Genomic DNA, 16,113 nt, shown 5'->3' with positions numbered 1-16,113 from the left:
CCGGCACCGCCGCCGCGGCGGGTGCCGGTGCCAAGGCCGGCGCGACGGCCGGTGGCTCCTCTGGCGGCGGTTCACCCCCGGGGGGATCACCCTGGGGCGGCGGCACCGGCAAGCCGGCACCGCGGTCGCGCGGCCTGCTCTGGACCCTGGTTGCCGCGGTGGTCGTCCTGCTGGTCCTGGTTGTCGGCCTGGTGGCCTCCCCCATCGTCGCGCCCTGGCTGCCGGGGGCGCTGGGCGTCGCCGGCCAGCAGGCGGACAGCGGCGCGCTGCAGGACGAGGTGGCACAGCTGCAATCGCGCCTCGGCGCGCTCGAAGGGCAGGTGGGCTCCGCCGGCAGCGCTTCGGCCGCCGTGCAGGACCAGGCCGGCCAGCTCGCCGACCTGCGCAAGACGGTCGACGGCCTGCAGAAGCAGATCCAGTCGATGGGCGGCCTGGCCGGCCGCATGGACCAGCTGCAGAAGCAGGTCGCGGCCCTGCCGAAGGACGATACCGGCAAGCTGGCGCAGGCGGTCGCCGCCCTGCAGCAGCAGCAGCAGGCCCTGCAGGCGAAGCTGCAGCAGGCCGGCGGCATCGATCCGGAGGTGGAGAAGCGCCTGAAGGCGGTCGAAGCGGACATCACCTCGGTGACCCGTCTGGCGGACTCGATCCAGCGCCGGATGAGCGGCATGGACAACCGGTTCAACGATCTGCGCGGCCAGGACGATGCGCTCGACCGCCGCCTGTCCGGCCTGGATGACAGGATCGCGGCGGCGGCCCGTCCGGCACCGCAGGTGACCGATGCCCTGGCGAAGCTGCAGTCGCAGGACAGCGCCAGCGCCCAGGCGCTGCAGGACCTGCGGCAGGAGCTGGCGCAGCTGCAGGCCGCCCTGAAGGAAGAGACCGCGGCCCGCCTGGCGGCGGAGGACCGCTCCAGCGGACGCAACCAGCGGGTGGCGCTGGTACTCGGCCTGGGCCGGATCGAGGACCGGATGGACAGCGGCGCCGCCTTTGCGGCAGAGGCCGCTTCCCTGCCGCAACTGCTGACCGGCAGTCTCGCCCGCGACCCCAGGGCGCAGGAGGCCGTCGCCTTGCTGCGCCGGGCAGGCGGCACCGGCGTCGCCAGTTTCGAGGCGCTGCGCGACACCTTCATGGCCGCGGCCGACAAGGCCGTGCTGCAGCGCCCCGCCGCCGGCAGCGACAGCGATCTCTGGGGCCAGATCGTCGACGGCGCACGGGGCCTCGTGTCGATCCGCCCGGTCGGCGATGCGGCCGGCGACACGCCCGGCGCCATCCTGGCGCGGGCCGAATCGGCACTCGCGGAACGCGACCTGGCCCGCGCGGTGGCAGAGGTCGAAAAGCTCTCCGGCAGCGCGGCGGAGGCGATGTCCGGCTGGCTGGCCCAGGCCCGCGCGCGCCTTGCCGTCACCGCCGCCCTGGCAGACCTGAACGATGCCATCACCGCCTCGCTGGGCCCGTCGGGGTCCGGAGGCGGCGCGGCGGCACCCTCCGGCACGCCGGCCGGCACCCAGGCAGGCCCGCAGCGGGGCACGCAATCGGCTACGCAGCCCGACACAGGCGCGGCCCCGGCGGACAGCCCGCCGGCCGGCAATGCCCCGGGTGACAGCGCGTCGGGCGGCGATGCGTCGGGCGGCAATGCCGCACCCCCCGCCGCACCGTCGGACGCCAGCGGGGCAGCGCCCGCGGGTCAGGCCACGCCTGAGGCGGCCGCCAGCAACGGGTCGGCGCAATGATCCGGGTCCTCGTCGCCTTCGTCGTCATCGCGGTCCTGGCCGTCCTCGCCGTCTGGGTCGCGGACCAGGCCGGCACCGTGACGGTGACCGCCGGCGGCTGGCAGATTGAGACCAGCGTCGGCGTGGCGTTCGGCCTGCTGATCGTCCTGGTGCTGGTGCTGCTGCTGCTGGACCGCATCTGGGTGGCGATCCGCGGCGCGCCGCATGCCTTCGGCCGGCGCCGCAAGGCGCACCGGCTGGACCATGGCTATCATGCGGTGGCGCGCGGCATGGCCGCGCTGGCGGCCGGCGATTCGCGCGATGCCCTGGCGCTGGCGGAGCGGGCGCAGCGCCTGCTGCCCGACGAGGACGGCCTGGCCGGCCTGCTGGCAGCCCAGGCGGCGCATCAGGCGGGCAAGGACGAGGATGCCGAGGCCCGCTTCCGCGCCATGCTGGACAATCCGGACACCCGCTTCGTCGGCCTGCGCGGGCTGACGGTCATCGCCTACCGGGCCGGGCGCCGGCAGGAGGCGATCGAGACCGCGGAGCGCGCCCATCGCCTGCGGCCCAATGCGCCCTGGCCGGTGCGCGCCCTGCTCTACCTGCAGATTGCGGAGCGGCGCTGGGCCGATGCCCTGGCGACCGTTCAGTCCGGCCTGAAGCACGGCATTCTCGACAAGGAGGAGGCGCGCCGGAAACGGGCCGTGCTCAACATGGCGATGGCGCGGGCTGCGGAGGAGGAAGGCGCCGGCGACGAGGCCCTGAAGCGGGCGGAGGAGGCGCTGAAGCTGGCGCCGGAGCTGGTGCCGGCGGCCGCCCTGGTGGCAGAGCTGCAGCATGGTCGCGGCAAGACCCGCAGGGCGGTCCAGGCGCTGGAGACGGCCTGGCGGGCGGTGCCGCACCCGTCGCTCACCGCGGCATGGCTTGCCGTGCATGGCGCGGACGCGCCGGAGAAGCTGAAGTCCCAGGCGGAGGCCTTCGCCGCCTACCATCCGGGCGACGACGAGGCGCAGCTGCTGCTGGCGCAGGCGGCGTTGCGCGGGGGCGATGCCGCAGCGGCCAAGGCGGCGCTGGAGAAGGTGCAGCATCCCACCCGCAGGGTGGTGCGGCTGCAGGCCGCCGCGGAAGAGGCCGCCGGCACCGACCCGGAGGAGGTGCGCCGCCTGCTGGAGCGTGCCGCGGCGCCGCCGCCGCTGGGGCCGCCGCCCGATCCGGTCTGGACCTGCGGCGATTGCGGCCGGGAGAGCGCCGAATGGCATGCCGTCTGCCCGTCCTGCGGCGCCTTCGACACGATGGGCTGGGGCGTGCCCAAAGGCCCCATGCCGCAGATCCAGAGCCGGCCGGTGACGGAACTCGGCACACCGCTCAGCTGACGGCCTTTGGCCCGGCACGGAAGACCGGACCGAACGCGAGGCCAGAGTCTTCCTGGTCGGGTCTTCCTGGTTATGATGGAACCCGTCGCTCTCGGTCTTGACCCGAGAGCCCATTCCGACGGCCTGCCAGGCGCCTCGAGGCTTGCGGAATGGATCCCGGGTCAGGCCCGGGATGACGTTCCCAAAAGCAGGACCGTTTCGACCTTTCCGGGACCGCTCTACAGGCCTTCGGCGCTGTGCTGCGGCAGCAGATCGTACGGCGCGGCATAGCCCGGCAGCGCGCGCATCCGGGCCGTCCAGGCGGCGATGTTCGGCCAGTCCGCCTCTTTCAGCCCGGCCTCGTCCATCTGCGCGACCGGCGCATAGCAGCTGATGTCGGCGATCGTCGGTGCACTGCCGACCAGCCAGTCGCGGCCGTCCAGCAGCTCGTCCAGCACCGCCAGGCCGTTTGTGGCGAAGCCCTCGAACCAGTCCTGCACCGCCGGCTCCGCCCGCAGGAAGCGCCGGAAGAAGCGCAGCCGCGTCAGGCCGGGATAGAGGCGGTCCGCCTCCCAGCACATGGTTTCGGCGATCGCGATGCGTTCCTCCGGATCGGCGCCGCGATAGCGGTCCGCATGCGCGGCGAGGTGCTGCAGGATGGCATTGGACTGGACATAGACCCGGCCATCGTGGCGCAGCGCCGGCACCTGGCCGAAGCGGTTGATGGCGCGGAATTCCGGCGATTTGTGCTCGCCGGCGGCAAGGTCGACATGGCGGTAGTCGAAGCGCAGGCCGCAGAGGCGCAGCATCAGCGCCACCCGATAGCTCGGCGCGGACAGGAAGCTGCCATAGAGAAGGAATCCGTCCTCGGCCATGCCTGCGCCTTTTCCGCCTGTGCGTCCGTTCCCTGCGCCGGCAGCGTAGGCCGCGCCCGCGCGCCGTCAAGGGCGCCGGCGGTGCGGCGGCCCTCAGGCCTTGACGATGTTGCTGCCGGTCAGGCCGGTGCGCGCCATCACGTTCCGCGTGTCGATCACCAGGGCCGCGTGGCGCGCCACCAGGGCATAGTCCACGGCGTCATGGTCGGTGACGATCAGCACGGCATCCACCGCGGCCAGGCTGTCGCCGTCCAGCGGCAGGCTGCGCCGGCCGGCGAATTCGGGATGTTCGCGGGTGCGCGGGATCGCCTCGATATGCGGGTCGTGAAAGACCAGCTCGGCGCCGCGCTGGGCCAGCAGCTCCATGATCCGCAGGCCCGGGCTCTCGCGGATATCGTCGACATTCTTCTTGTAGGCCAGGCCCAGCAGCATGACCGTGGCGCCGTTCATCGCGCGGCCCTGGCGCCGGTTCAGCGCCTCGGCCAGCCGCTGCACGACGAAATGCGGCATGGCGGTGTTGATCTCGCCCGCCAGTTCGATGAAGCGGGTGGCGACCTCCACCTCCCGCGCCTTCCAGGTCAGGTAGAACGGGTCGATCGGGATGCAGTGCCCGCCCAGGCCGGGCCCCGGATAGAACGGCATGAAGCCGAAGGGCTTGCTCTTGGCGGCGTCGATCACCTCCCAGACGTCGATGCCCATCGCCTCGTAGACGACCTTCAGCTCGTTCACCAGGGCGATGTTGACGGCGCGGAAGATGTTCTCCGTCAGCTTGATCGCCTCGGCTGTCCTGGTGTCGGTGACCGGCACCGTCGCCACCACCGCATGGTCGTACAGGGCGCGGGCGGCCACCAGGGCATCGGCGCCGTCGCCGCCGACCACCTTCGGGATCGTCGAGGTCTCGTGCACCGGGTTGCCGGGATCCTCGCGCTCCGGCGAATAGGCCAGCAGGAAGTCGCGGCCCGACAGCAGCCCGTCGGGTGCCGCCTGGCTGGCCGGGCCGTCCTCCAGGATCGGCTTCACCAGTTCCTCGGTGGTGCCCGGCCAGGTGGAGCTTTCCAGCACGATCAGGTGGCCGGGGCGCAGGTGGCGGGCGATGGTTTCCGCGGTGCCGGCGACATAGGACATGTCCGGCTCCCGGTGGCGGCCCAGCGGTGTCGGCACGCAGATCAGGATCGCATCGACCTCCGCCAGCAGGGCGAAGTCGGTGACGGCCTGGAACCGCCCCTCCGCCAGCATCGCCGCGACCGCCTTTTCCGGGATGTGCTTAATGTAGGAGCGCCCGGCGTTCAGCGCGTCGGTCTTCGACGGGTCGACGTCGAAGCCGGTGACCCGGAAGCCGCGGTCGACGAACAGGCGCGCCAGCGGCAGGCCGACATAGCCCAGGCCGATGACGCCGATATGCACTTCCTTGCGCTGGATGCGGGCGATGAGCTGGGTGACGTCCATGTTGAGTTCCAGGATCGCTTCCGGGCCGGTGGCAGGAGGGGGGTCGTGCCGCTTCCTTTGCCTGCGGCGGCGACCGAAGGCAAGGGCGCCGGGGCTTGCGCAGATCCGGCTTGCGCCCGGCGCCCCTCTTGGGTACGTTCCCGCGCCTTCCAGGCTTGCGGGGCGATCCGCCCGCCGCCTATGGGCCGACGTAGCTCAGGGGTAGAGCAACTGATTCGTAATCAGTAGGTCCGCGGTTCAAATCCGCGCGTCGGCACCATTTTCCGATGGCTTAGCACTTTTGAGTGGATGGCTCGCGCCAGTCCTGGCCACCTGGAATCCACCAGCGCCGAACGCGCACCGTGATTTCCGGCCGGGCTCCCTGATCCAGCCTGTTCTGCAGGATGCACGCCTTGGGCTTTCTTGCCCGCCGAACGGATCGGCAATCATGCCTGCCCCGATCCCGACCCAAAAAGACCATGCCGAAGGCGCGAGCGACTCGGAGGCCGCGACGAATGTCAGCGACATTCCACCGTGACGGTCGGGTGGTTGGCGGGGCCGATGGTGCCAACGCTGATCACGTCATAGCCACCAGGGCAGCGCTTCGCTGCCTCTTGGTAGCATTTGCCAACGTCCGAGGCGCATCGCATTGAGTACGCCGGTCTGCCATTCGGGCCAACCGTCTCGGTTACCTGGGTACAAGCGGCAAGCCCCGCCAGGCCGATGATAGCAAGGTATCGCATCGATCCTCTCCAGTCCGGCCCTGACAGACCGGCGATGGTATAACTCACAAACGCATTCAGTGTCCGGCTATTGGCATCAGCAACGGATTCCAGGGGGCGCAGATGAAATCGGCGCCAACTCTATCGGCGGGCAACGCGGGCGCAACCCTGAGTAGCGTTCCGCGCCGTTTCGGTACCATCCGCCTTCGCTGCGCTTCGGCGCGGCCGGTCCAGCCTTCGCCATCGGGCGGCGAAGACGGAAACTGCGCCAAATCCGGTCAGGGCGCAGGCGGAGTGCCGGCGGCATTCAGTCCAGACATCGCCCGCCACATCTGTGCCTTGCCGCCGCCACCGCCCGCGCCCACCTATGCCCTGGACATTGGACGGGTGGCAGAACGGCGGCGCGAGGCGGCAGATGTTTGATGCGAACAAGATCCTGAAATCCCTGACCGCGGGCGACAGCCTGGGCATGGCGGCGAAGACCGGTGCCGGCGGCGCCCTGGCGGGCGGCCTGATCTCCGCGCTCGGCGGCAAGAAGCCGAAGAAGATCGCTCGCACTGCGCTGACCTCCGGCGGCCTGGCCGCGATCGCCGGCCTCGCCTACCAGGCCTGGCGCAACCACGAACAGGGCAAGGCACCGAGTTCGGCGCCCCCGGCAGCGCCGGAATCCGAGCTGCGCCAGGCGGGCTTCCTGGGCGAAGCCGGTGGTGCGGCGGGCGGCAAGGCGCCATCGGCGGCCGACCCGGCCCTGCTGATCCTGACCTCGATGATCTATGCCGCCCGCGCCGATGGTGAGGTCGATGCCGAGGAGCATCGCCTGATCCAGCGCGGCATCAGCGAAGGCGATTTCGATGCCGAGGAGAAGGCCTTCCTGATGGATGCCTTCGGCAAGCCGGTCGACCTGAACGCCCTGGCGGGCAAGGTCGGCAGCCCGCAGGCGGCGATGGACGTCTATACCGCCGCCTATGCCGTGGTGGATCCGCCCTCCCTGCCGGAGCGGGCACATCTGGACATGCTGCGCGCCCGGCTCGGCCTGTCGGAAGGGGTCACGCAGGCGATCGAGGCGCAGGTCGACACAGCCGCGCCGCAACTGACCGCCGGATAGCGACCGGCAGGATGTCGTCAGATGCCGATCTTCCAGGGAACGAACCGATTGCCGAACTGAACGACCAGGAACCCGAGCACGAGGCGCCGGGGTTGGTTCAACCTTGCTTCCCATCGGCCATTGAGCCGCGCCAACTGCATCAGTTCGCCGGCCTCAGATTCGGCATCGACTTCCATCACATGCCGGATCTCGTAGGCCTGCGGCCCACAGCGCGTCACGACATAGGCGCCGCAGCGCAGCTCGCGCTCGCCGACAGAAAGACTGCGGCGGCGCCGCTCCCCCGGGATTTCCACGTCGCCGACTCCGGCAGCATGCCCTTCCTGGCTCTCGCTTTCGGTTACAGCCCCCAGCTTGAGGACGACCTTAGGCGCCTCAAGATTCTGCAGCAGTCGGTCGATCGCGTCCGCACGCGCAGCGTCGAAGGTGTCGGCGGAATCAGCGATAGCCTTTATGTGCGCGGCAACGACCAGTCGATTGGCCTGATCCATGGTCTGCATCCTCCATCATCTGCCGGTCCGATTTGGGCGGTCGCGCGGATGAGGGGCAAGGGTGAGCAGATGACCGCCTGACCAGACCTGTCAGTTCCGCCCGTCTGCCCAAACAACCGCTGGCTCTCGGACTGCCCAGGGCTGGCGGTGTTCAGCCGGCGACGACCGAGATCGCCACGATCGAGGCTCAGCTGGATGAGGCGGCGCCGAAGCTGACCGGCCCGCGGCGCAAACTCGGCGCGCGCCGGCTCAGTCCCCGCCGGCCGGCCGCCGGTGGGTGGCGGCGGTGCGGGAGACCTCCTCGTAGATCCCGGCCAGCAGGTTCAGGGTGCGGGTGGCGTCCTGCATCCGGGCGGCGAAATCCGGCACGTTCTCCAGCGCGGCGATCAGCAGGGCACGGCGGATCGCGGCGTATTTCCGCGTCACCTCGGCGCCGCGCGGGGTGACCGAATAGGTCACGCCCACCCGGGCGCTGCCCTGGCGCTCCACCAGCCCGGCGCCGATCAGTTTGCGCAGGCTGTACTGGATGTTGGGCACGTCGTCGCGGTTCATCAGCCGCGCCAGCTCCTTCACGCTCTTCGGCCGGTCGTTCATCCGGATGACGTGCAGCAGCGCGTTTTCCGGTCCGCTGGCGGCAAACTCGGCCGACCCGGCCAGGCATTCGGACTGCCAGCGCCCGAAGGATTCGAAGGTGCGCATCACGGCGAACTCCAGTTCCGTCGTGTCCACCTCCAGCGGGGTTTCCGCGAGATGCCATCGCCGGTCGAACGCCTCGGCCGCTTCCTCGCCGGTGCCGGACCTCACCCTGTTCGCCTTCTTCCGCGCCATGCCCGGTCCTCCCTATGTCGGGTCCTCCCTATGTCGGGTCCTCCCTATGTCCGGCCCTCCCTGCCGAGACCGCCAACCTAGCCGCCGAACCGCTTGTTCACAAATCGAATTTCAAATAGATTTTCTAATTAAAAATCACATTGAAACTGCAGGAGAGACTTCATGACCGTGGACGCGACGAACCCCCTCGCCGATGCCCGCTCCCCCAACCCGATGTTCGCCCGCAACCGGTTCCTGCTGGGCACCTTCGCCTCCAACTGCTCCGGCGGCATGACGATCACGAAGGTGCCGGAGCGCTGGGATGCCTCCTTCGCCAACAATATCCGGCTGGCGAAGCTGCTGGACGAGGCGGGGATCGAGTTCATGCTGCCGATCGCCCGCTGGATCGGCTATGGCGGCGAGACCGATTTCCAGGGCTCGGTGCTGGAGACGATCACCTGGGCCAGCGGCCTGCTGGCCAACACGAAGGACCTGGCCGTCTTCGCCACGGTCCATACCGCGGCCAACAATCCCGTCGTGGTGGCCAAGCAGCTCGCCACCATCGACCAGATGAGCGGCGGCCGGGTCGGGCTGAACATCGTCGCCGGCTGGAACGGCCCGGAATACGAGGCGCTGGGCCTGACCCTGCCGGACGATCACGAGACCCGCTACGGCTATGCCCAGGAATGGTTCGACATCGTCCGCAAGCTGTGGACCGCCAATGCGCATTTCGACTGGGCCGGGCAGCATTTCACCCTGAAGGGGGTGAAGGGCGAGCCGAAGCCGGTGCATGGCCAGCCGCCGATCATCAATGCGGCGGGGTCACCGCAGGGCCGCGACTTCGCGACCCGCAACGCCAACTTCCTGTTCACTCCGGCGATCGACCTGGAACGGTCGAAGGAGGAGGTGGCGGAACTGAAGGCGCAGGCCGCCGGGAAAGGCCGCGATGTCGGCGTGCTGACCTTCGCCCATGTCGTCTGCCGGCCGACGGAGGCGGAGGCGAAGGCCTATCTGCAGCGGACCGGCCAGGACGAGGCGGACTGGGTCGCCGTCGACCGGCTGATGGAGCTGCAGTTCGCCCATGCACAGTCGTTCCCGCACGACCTGCTGAAGCTGATCCGCGACCGGATGGCGGCCGGCCATGGCGGCTTCCCGCTGGTCGGCACACCGGAACAGGTCGCCGACGGCATCCTGCAGCTGGTCGCGGCCGGCTTCGACGGGACGACCCTGTCCTTCGTCGACTATGCCGAGGAATTCCCCTATTTCCGCGACACCGTCCTGCCGATCCTGAAGGAGAAGGGGGTCCGCTGAGGCGGCCCCCGTCCTGTCCGGGCAGGTCGTCTATCCGAACAGCCAGTAGCTGGTCGGATTGTCCGGGCACTGGTTGACGCCGCATTCGGCGAAGGCGGCCAGCAGGGTCACCACGGCCATCGCGGCGATCGCGATGAAGGCGATGCGGCCCAGCCAGTCCATTGCCGGCGGGGTCGGTGCGGCCGCCGCCTCTGCGATCGCGCCGCCGAACAGGAACAGTACCAGCGCGACCAGCAGGATCACCGCCAGGAACAGGATCAGCGCCCAGCTGTAGAAGTGCATGCCCAGGAATGGCGCGCCGTAATGGCCGCTGCCCGGTACGATGTGCAGCAGCACCTGGCGGGAGGAGGTCAGCACCCCGAACAGGGCGCCCAGCAGGATCACGCCGAAATGCGACGGCCGCAGGCCGCCGGCGATGTTCAGGCAGATGCCGAAGCCGATCGCCACGAAGGCCAATCGCTGCAGCAGGCAGAGCGGGCAGGGCAGTTCGGCCAGAACGATCTGCCAGATCAGGGCGAAGGCCAGGACCCCGGCGATCCCCAGTCCGGCCAGGGCGTTCAGGTTGCGCAGGAGGGAGGTGGACATCGCTGCCTCCTCAGAAGCTCAGAGCCAGGCTGTCGGTGGCGTGGTGGAAGTACCAGGCGACCGACAGCACCATGCTGCCCGCGAACAGAAGCATCGCCAGGCCGCGGCGCTGGATCCAGACCAGCCCGATGGCGATGGCGAAAAGCAGGAACAAGAGTGCCATCATCGGCGTTGTTTCCCCCCGTAGCGTATTGCCGCCGTGGCGGCAGCCTGCCGCGCCCGGACCGGCGTCCCGATCCAGGGCCCTGTGGCAGGGCCCTGGTGCAATCTCTGGCACAAGGCTCTGGTGCGAGGCATTGCGCGCCGCCCCGACCTGGAGTGTGAATCGGGGACGAGTGTGAATCGGATCGCCGCATCGGGAAAGAGCGGCGGGGCGGAGGCAGGGGACAAGGCATGCAGATCGAATTTTCCGGCCGTTCGGTGGCGGTCACCGGCGGCGGCAGCGGCATCGGCGCCGCCACGGCCCGGGCCTTTGCCGCGCTGGGCGCAAGGGTCGGCGTCCTGGACCTGGACGAAGCGGGCGCCGAGGCCGTGGCGACGGAGATCGGGGATGCCGCGATGGCGATCGCCCTGGACGTTGCCGATGCGGAAGCCGTGACGCAGGCCCTGGACCGGCTGGCGGAGGTGCAGGGCGGGCTGGACGTGCTGGTCAGCAATGCCGGCATTCTGCGCGCCTATACCATGGACGATATGGGCCCGCAGGACTGGGCACGCGTCCTGGCGACCAACCTCTCCGGGCCGTTCCACTGCCTGCATGCGGCCCTGCCGCACCTGCGGGCCTCGGCCCAGGCCGGCCGCGGCCCGGCAGTGATCAACGTCGCCTCGACCACGGCGAAGAGCATCTCCCGCCACGGCGGCATCGACTATACGGCATCGAAATCGGGCATCCTGGGCCTGACCCGCCATGCCGCCTACGAGCTGGGGCCCTCCGGCATCCGTGTCGTCACGGTCTGCCCCGGGCCGACCCTGACCTCGATGGTGGCGGCCCACAACACGGAGGAACGGCTTGCCGCCACGGCCCGGATGATCCCGCTGGGGCGCTGGGTCCAGCCGGAAGAGATCGCCGACGTGATCCTGTTCTTCGCCAGCCGGCATGCTGCCATGTGCACCGGCACCTGCATCGAGGTCGATGGCGGCAGCCTGATCAGCAACGGCGTGGCACATGACGATTACCTGCAGCGCCGCGGCGGCTGAGCGGCGGATCCCGCGGGGCAAGCCGCGCGGTTTCGCCTATAGTGACCCGCAGCCCCTGGGGTGCTGCCGGGCAGGGCACCCCCCATGCGCAAGGAAACGCCGATGACAGGCCCCGCGGACCGCTCTTCTGAAGGCGCAGCGGGCCGGCCCCGCCCCCGCAAATCCGGTCCGGACAGATCCGGTTCGGGCAGATCCGGTCCGGGCAGTTCCAGCCGGCGCAGACTCTGGCGCTGGCTGCTGGTGCCGCCGCTGGCCGTCGTGCTGCTGCTGGCCGCCCTGGTCGCGGTCTCGCACCTGATGCCCCTGAACATGATGCGGCCCATGGCGCAGGCGCAGCTCTCGGCCGCGCTCAGCCGGCCGGTGAGCCTGTCGGGCGACCTCTGGATCCGCATCGGTCCCTCGGTGCGGTTCGTCGCCAAGGGGATCGACGTCCGCAACCCGGAAGGCTCCGGCTTTCCGGAGCCCGAATTCCTCACCGCCCGGCGGGTGGCGATCGACATCCCGCTGCTCTCCCTCCTGGCCGGTTCGCCGAACATCACCCGGGCGGTGGCGGCCGGCGGCGACCTGCAGTTCCAGGTTCGCAGCGACGGCGTCAACAACTGGAACCTGTCGCAGACGACGGATACCGAGACCGAGAGCACGATCGCGCTGCCCGACGTCCTGAAGGTGAAGGACGGACGGGTGGCGCTGATCGACGTCCCCGCCAACCAGACCTCGGCGATCGAGCATCTGGACATCTCCCTCACCCCGCGCTGGGTGGCGCCGGACGGCAGGCAGGTCGGGCCGGGCGAAGGCCTGCAGGCCGGCTGGGACCTGGCCGCGGAAGGCCAGATCCTCGACCGCAAGGTCACCTTGGCCGGACAGCATTCCGCCGTCTCGCCGGACGGTGTCTACGCCCTCGACCTGGCGCTGCAGTCGGAATTCGCGACCGGCACGGTCAAGGGCCGCGTCTTCGAAAGACCGGTGACCGGCTTCGACGGCCGGGTCGAGGCACGGATTCCCTCGGTGCGCCAGCTGGCCCACTGGCTGCAGATCCCGCTGGATCCCGCCCAGCCCGACCCGGGCAGCCTGGCGCTGGAGGCGGAGCTGGCCGCCGACGGCAAGCGGTCCGCGCTGACCCGGGGGGTGATCACCGGGGACTATGCCACGGGCCAGGCGCATGGCAGCCTGGAGGCGGTGGAGGGCGGCCTGCGCCTCGACGGCGCGGCGGATCTCGGCCTGCTGGACTTCGATGCCTACCTGCCGCCGCCGGACGTGGAGACCGAGCTTCCGACCCCGATCGCCAACCTCGCCATCTTCCGTGCCATCCGCCAGATCGCCGACCTGCCGGACACCCAGGTGCCCCTGGAGTGGCTGGCGGGCCTGCAGGGCGGCTATGGCCTGAAGGTGGACCGCGCCATCCTGCGCGCGCTGGAACTGCAGAACGGGCAGGCCTGCCTCTCGGTGGCCGGCGGGACGGCGCGCCTGACCCTGGTCGAGGACAATCGCGACCAGGGCATGGCCGGCGGGCCGGATGCGGAGGTGCAGGCAGGCGCGACCGGCAGTGACGCCGCCGCCGCGGCGCCTTCCGCCGCCGAAGACAAGGCCGACGATCCCTGTACACGACCCGCGCCATCGGCGGCGGCATCGCCGGATGGCAATGCCGCTGCGACAGCCGATGCCAGTGATACCTCTGATGCCGGTGCCGCCGCCGATGCGGAACAGGCACCGCCGCCGGGCACCGGTCATCTGACCCTGGTCCTGTCGCGGCAGGCCGGCGCCGCGGACGCCGCCCAGGTGGCGGCCGCGGTGCAGCTGGACGGCGCCGCCACGGCGATGCCGATCGGCGCCGTTCCGCTGCTGTTTCCCGCGAAGCCACCGGCAAACGGCGCCGCAAAGACGAAAGGCGATGCCAGGAAGTCCGACGGGGGAAAGGCCGACGACGGGAAGACCGCCGCGGGGGAGGCGGCCGATGGGCAGGGTGCCGACGGCGAAACCGGCCCTGCGGCGCCAACCGTCTACCTGACCGGCCGGACCCGGCTGGAGACCCGCGGCGTCACCTGGCTGCGGCTGGCGGCGGAAATCGAGGGCCGGGTGAAGGCGGTGCTCAGCGACAGTGCCGCGGCGGATGCGCCGGCGGCCGTGGAGGCAGAGGTGCAGGCACCGGGCGGCGACGAGGCGCTGACCGCGACCCTGTCGCTGAAGGGGCAAGAGGAGAAGATCGGCCTGGATGTCACCGCCAGCCCGCTGCGGACCATCCTGCTGGAGGACAGCTTCACCCTGAAGGCACAGCTCCAGGGCGGGCTCGGCAATGGCAGCATCGATGGTGTGGTGCAGACCCGGCCGGTCCCGAGCTTCCGGGGCAATGCCGATGTGAAGAGCGAGAGCCCCGGCCCGCTGCTGGCGGTGGTGACGGGCGACCCGTCGCTGCGCGACTACGATCCCGGCCCACTGGCGCTGACCCTGGCCATGGTGGAGGAAGGCGAGGCGATCGAGATCAGGCAGGCAGTCCTGCAGCTGGGCGACAGCCGCATCGAAGCGGAGGGGCGGATCGTCCCGCAGGAGACCACGCGGGTCAGTCTGACGGTGACCGGGTCGAAGATGGACCTGGCGCGGCTGCTGCCGCCATCGTCCGGCGGCGGCGGCAAGCTGCCGGCGATGCCGGCGGCGTCGCTGTTCCCGCAGGGCCTGGACCTGGAGCTGCACGGGACCTTCACCGAGCTGCGGACGCAGGACCTGGCCTTCGACAAGGTCGAGGTGAAGGCGGTGGTGGCGCCGGCGCAGCTGTCGCTGACCGGCAATGGCACACCGGCCGGCGGCGGCACGGCCCGGCTGGAGCTGTCTCTGACGGGCGACGGCGCCGGCACCGGTGCGGCGACCGGCGACGATGATGATGGCGATGCCGGGCAGGCGGCCGCACAGCGACGCTCCGTCACGGCGGAGGGGAAGCTGGACCTGGAGGCGGAGGCGAGCCGGCTGAAGCAGCTGTTCCGGGCCGAAGCCGGCGACGGCGCTTCAGGCAGCGGCAGCCTGAAGGCGGCGTTCCGGACCGACGGCGACAGCCTGCCGGCGCTGATGCACGGCCTCACCGGCACCGCCTCTGTGACGATCAAGAATATGCAGGGCGAGCTGCATCCGATCGATGAACTTTCCGCCAGCCTGGATGCGGGCCCGGATGCCACCAGCCTGACCGTCGACGCGCGCTTCCCGAAACCGCAGCTCGGTGCCGACGATGCCATTGCCATCGTTGCCAGGAAGCGGGGGGAAACGGCCGTGACCAACAATCCGGTGCATGGCGAACTCCGCTGCAAGGGACATCTGTGGCATTGCCTGGCTGCCGGCGAGGTCCCGGCGGAATTGAGCCTGGTCTCCGGCGACAGCCGGCTGGACCTCGACGGCCGCGCCGCATTCCGGGAGGCGCCGGGGCAGGTCAGCGGCCGGCTCAGCTTCGCCGGCAAGCGGCTGTCGGACTGGGACGGCCTCGTCGGCGATGCCCTGCCGCAATACGGTCCCTACAAGCTCACCGCCGACGTCGTGCTGACACCGCATCGCCAGACCTTCAGCGACCTGGCCCTGACGGTCGCGAATTCCGACTTCGCCGGGCGGCTGGACATGCGCTGGCGCGACAAGCGGCCCTGGCTGGACGCGAACCTCAAGAGCAAGCACCTCAACACCGAGGATTTCGGGTCGCAGAACGTCGAAGGCCAGCAGTTCGCCGAGAAGGTGCGGGTGCCGACCGGCTGGCTCGACTGGGTACGCGGCAAGGCGCAGCTCGCCGTGGGCGAAATGAAGATCCAGCACGGCTTCACCATGAACGATGTCGACACGGCGCTGGAAAGCGACGGCCGCAGGCTGCAGGTGCACCGCTACCGTGCCGGGCTCATCGGCGGGCAGTTCGACGCCACGGGAAGCCTGCAAGGCGCCGCGAAGGACGCGGCCGCCGTCGACATGCAGGGCAGCCTGAAGGAGGCCGATGTCAGCAAGGTCGCGGCACGGCTGGGCGAGCCCGACATCGTCAGCGGCGCGCTGGACGCCGTGGTGAAGCTGCGGAGCCAGGGGACCACCCTCGACGACCTGGTGGGGCGGCCGACCGGCGAGTATTTCGTGCGGATCGACAAGGGTCATATCTCCAACGATGCCCTCGGCCTGCTGTCGGTGAAGTTCGCCGACATCTTCTCGCCGCTGTTCGGCAGCACGTCGCAGACCGACCTGAACTGCCTGCAGAGCCAGGGCACCGCCAAGGCCGGCGACCTGCAGGTGCCGGAGATGCGACTCGACACCAGCATCTTCCAGGTGCATGGCGAGGGCCAGCTGAGCATGCCGAAGCAGAGCATCGACATGGACTTCCGCATGTTCGGCTCGCGCGTGTCGGTGGCCTCGCTGGCGCCTGCCTTCAGCGTGACCGGCAAGCTGTCCGACCCGGATATATCCTTCAATGCCGCGGAGACCGCGCTGGATCTCGCGCCCTCCCTCCTGGGATCGCTGGCCGGAGAGGTCGCCAGCATCGTCAAGGGTGTGACCGGAGCCGGCGATAAGGGTAGTGTCGGCAGCGGCTGTCCGC

General features: G+C 70.2%; 12 protein-coding genes and 1 tRNA gene. 7 read left to right on the top strand and 6 right to left on the bottom strand.

The genetic code is table 11. The features are described 5' to 3' along the window. Nucleotides 1-1,730 (top strand): COG4223 family protein (locus tag ACFOGJ_RS08255; RefSeq protein WP_379899377.1); only part of this gene is annotated, 1,730 nt, incomplete at its 5' end. Then, nucleotides 1,727-3,082, top strand: a complete 1,356-nt coding sequence (locus ACFOGJ_RS08250) for a heme biosynthesis protein HemY (RefSeq protein ID WP_379899376.1) — start codon at nucleotides 1,727-1,729, stop codon at nucleotides 3,080-3,082. The genes ACFOGJ_RS08255 and ACFOGJ_RS08250, both read left to right, overlap by 4 nt. A gap of 218 nt (nucleotides 3,083-3,300) precedes the next feature. On the opposite strand, the gene ACFOGJ_RS08245 is transcribed toward ACFOGJ_RS08250, so the two are convergent. Further along, entirely contained in the window at nucleotides 3,301-3,936 is a 636-nt protein-coding gene (locus ACFOGJ_RS08245) for a glutathione S-transferase family protein (protein WP_379899375.1), read from the bottom strand. Nucleotides 3,937-4,029: 93 nt separating this feature from the next. Continuing rightward, on the bottom strand, nucleotides 4,030-5,382 hold the full coding sequence (locus ACFOGJ_RS08240) for a nucleotide sugar dehydrogenase (RefSeq protein ID WP_379899374.1): 1,353 nt from the start codon (nucleotides 5,380-5,382) through the stop codon (nucleotides 4,030-4,032). A gap of 184 nt (nucleotides 5,383-5,566) precedes the next feature. Here ACFOGJ_RS08240 and ACFOGJ_RS08235 point away from each other — a divergent pair. Both ACFOGJ_RS08235 and ACFOGJ_RS08230 read left to right on the top strand, forming a co-directional pair. Then, a tRNA-Thr gene (locus ACFOGJ_RS08235) sits at nucleotides 5,567-5,641 on the top strand. 857 nt (nucleotides 5,642-6,498) lie between these two features. Next, nucleotides 6,499-7,188 (top strand): tellurite resistance TerB family protein, encoded by a 690-nt coding sequence (locus tag ACFOGJ_RS08230; protein ID WP_379899373.1) that lies wholly within the window; start codon nucleotides 6,499-6,501, stop codon nucleotides 7,186-7,188. 17 nt (nucleotides 7,189-7,205) lie between these two features. On the opposite strand, the gene ACFOGJ_RS08225 is transcribed toward ACFOGJ_RS08230, so the two are convergent. Together ACFOGJ_RS08225 and ACFOGJ_RS08220 are read right to left on the bottom strand one after the other, a co-directional pair. Continuing rightward, nucleotides 7,206-7,676, bottom strand: coding sequence for a hypothetical protein (locus ACFOGJ_RS08225; protein ID WP_379899372.1), 471 nt, complete (start codon nucleotides 7,674-7,676; stop codon nucleotides 7,206-7,208). Between the two features lie 249 nt (nucleotides 7,677-7,925). Then, nucleotides 7,926-8,504: a winged helix DNA-binding protein gene (locus ACFOGJ_RS08220; protein ID WP_379899371.1), complete on the bottom strand. Its 579-nt coding sequence runs from the start codon at nucleotides 8,502-8,504 to the stop codon at nucleotides 7,926-7,928. Nucleotides 8,505-8,666: 162 nt separating this feature from the next. Between ACFOGJ_RS08220 and ACFOGJ_RS08215 the strand changes: the two genes are divergently transcribed. Then, nucleotides 8,667-9,794 (top strand): LLM class flavin-dependent oxidoreductase, encoded by a 1,128-nt coding sequence (locus ACFOGJ_RS08215; protein ID WP_379899370.1) that lies wholly within the window; start codon nucleotides 8,667-8,669, stop codon nucleotides 9,792-9,794. Nucleotides 9,795-9,824: 30 nt separating this feature from the next. On the opposite strand, the gene ACFOGJ_RS08210 is transcribed toward ACFOGJ_RS08215, so the two are convergent. Then, entirely contained in the window at nucleotides 9,825-10,379 is a 555-nt protein-coding gene (locus tag ACFOGJ_RS08210) for a disulfide bond formation protein B (RefSeq protein ID WP_379899369.1), read from the bottom strand. Between the two features lie 10 nt (nucleotides 10,380-10,389). Continuing rightward, nucleotides 10,390-10,545, bottom strand: coding sequence for a DUF5993 family protein (locus tag ACFOGJ_RS08205; protein ID WP_379899368.1), 156 nt, complete (start codon nucleotides 10,543-10,545; stop codon nucleotides 10,390-10,392). A 227-nt stretch (nucleotides 10,546-10,772) separates the two neighbouring features. Between ACFOGJ_RS08205 and ACFOGJ_RS08200 the strand changes: the two genes are divergently transcribed. Both ACFOGJ_RS08200 and ACFOGJ_RS08195 read left to right on the top strand, forming a co-directional pair. Continuing rightward, nucleotides 10,773-11,573 carry an SDR family NAD(P)-dependent oxidoreductase gene (locus tag ACFOGJ_RS08200; RefSeq protein WP_379899367.1) on the top strand — a complete coding sequence of 267 codons (801 nt, stop codon included), beginning with the start codon at nucleotides 10,773-10,775 and terminating at the stop codon, nucleotides 11,571-11,573. 240 nt (nucleotides 11,574-11,813) lie between these two features. Then, nucleotides 11,814-16,113 (top strand): AsmA family protein (locus ACFOGJ_RS08195; protein ID WP_379899366.1); only part of this gene is annotated, 4,300 nt, incomplete at its 3' end.

This window comes from Marinibaculum pumilum (genome assembly GCF_042646425.1).
Lineage (GTDB): Bacteria > Pseudomonadota > Alphaproteobacteria > Ferrovibrionales > Ferrovibrionaceae > Marinibaculum > Marinibaculum pumilum.
The sequence above is the reverse complement of the archived record's forward strand: the minus strand, read 5'-3'. Positions and strand labels throughout refer to the sequence as shown.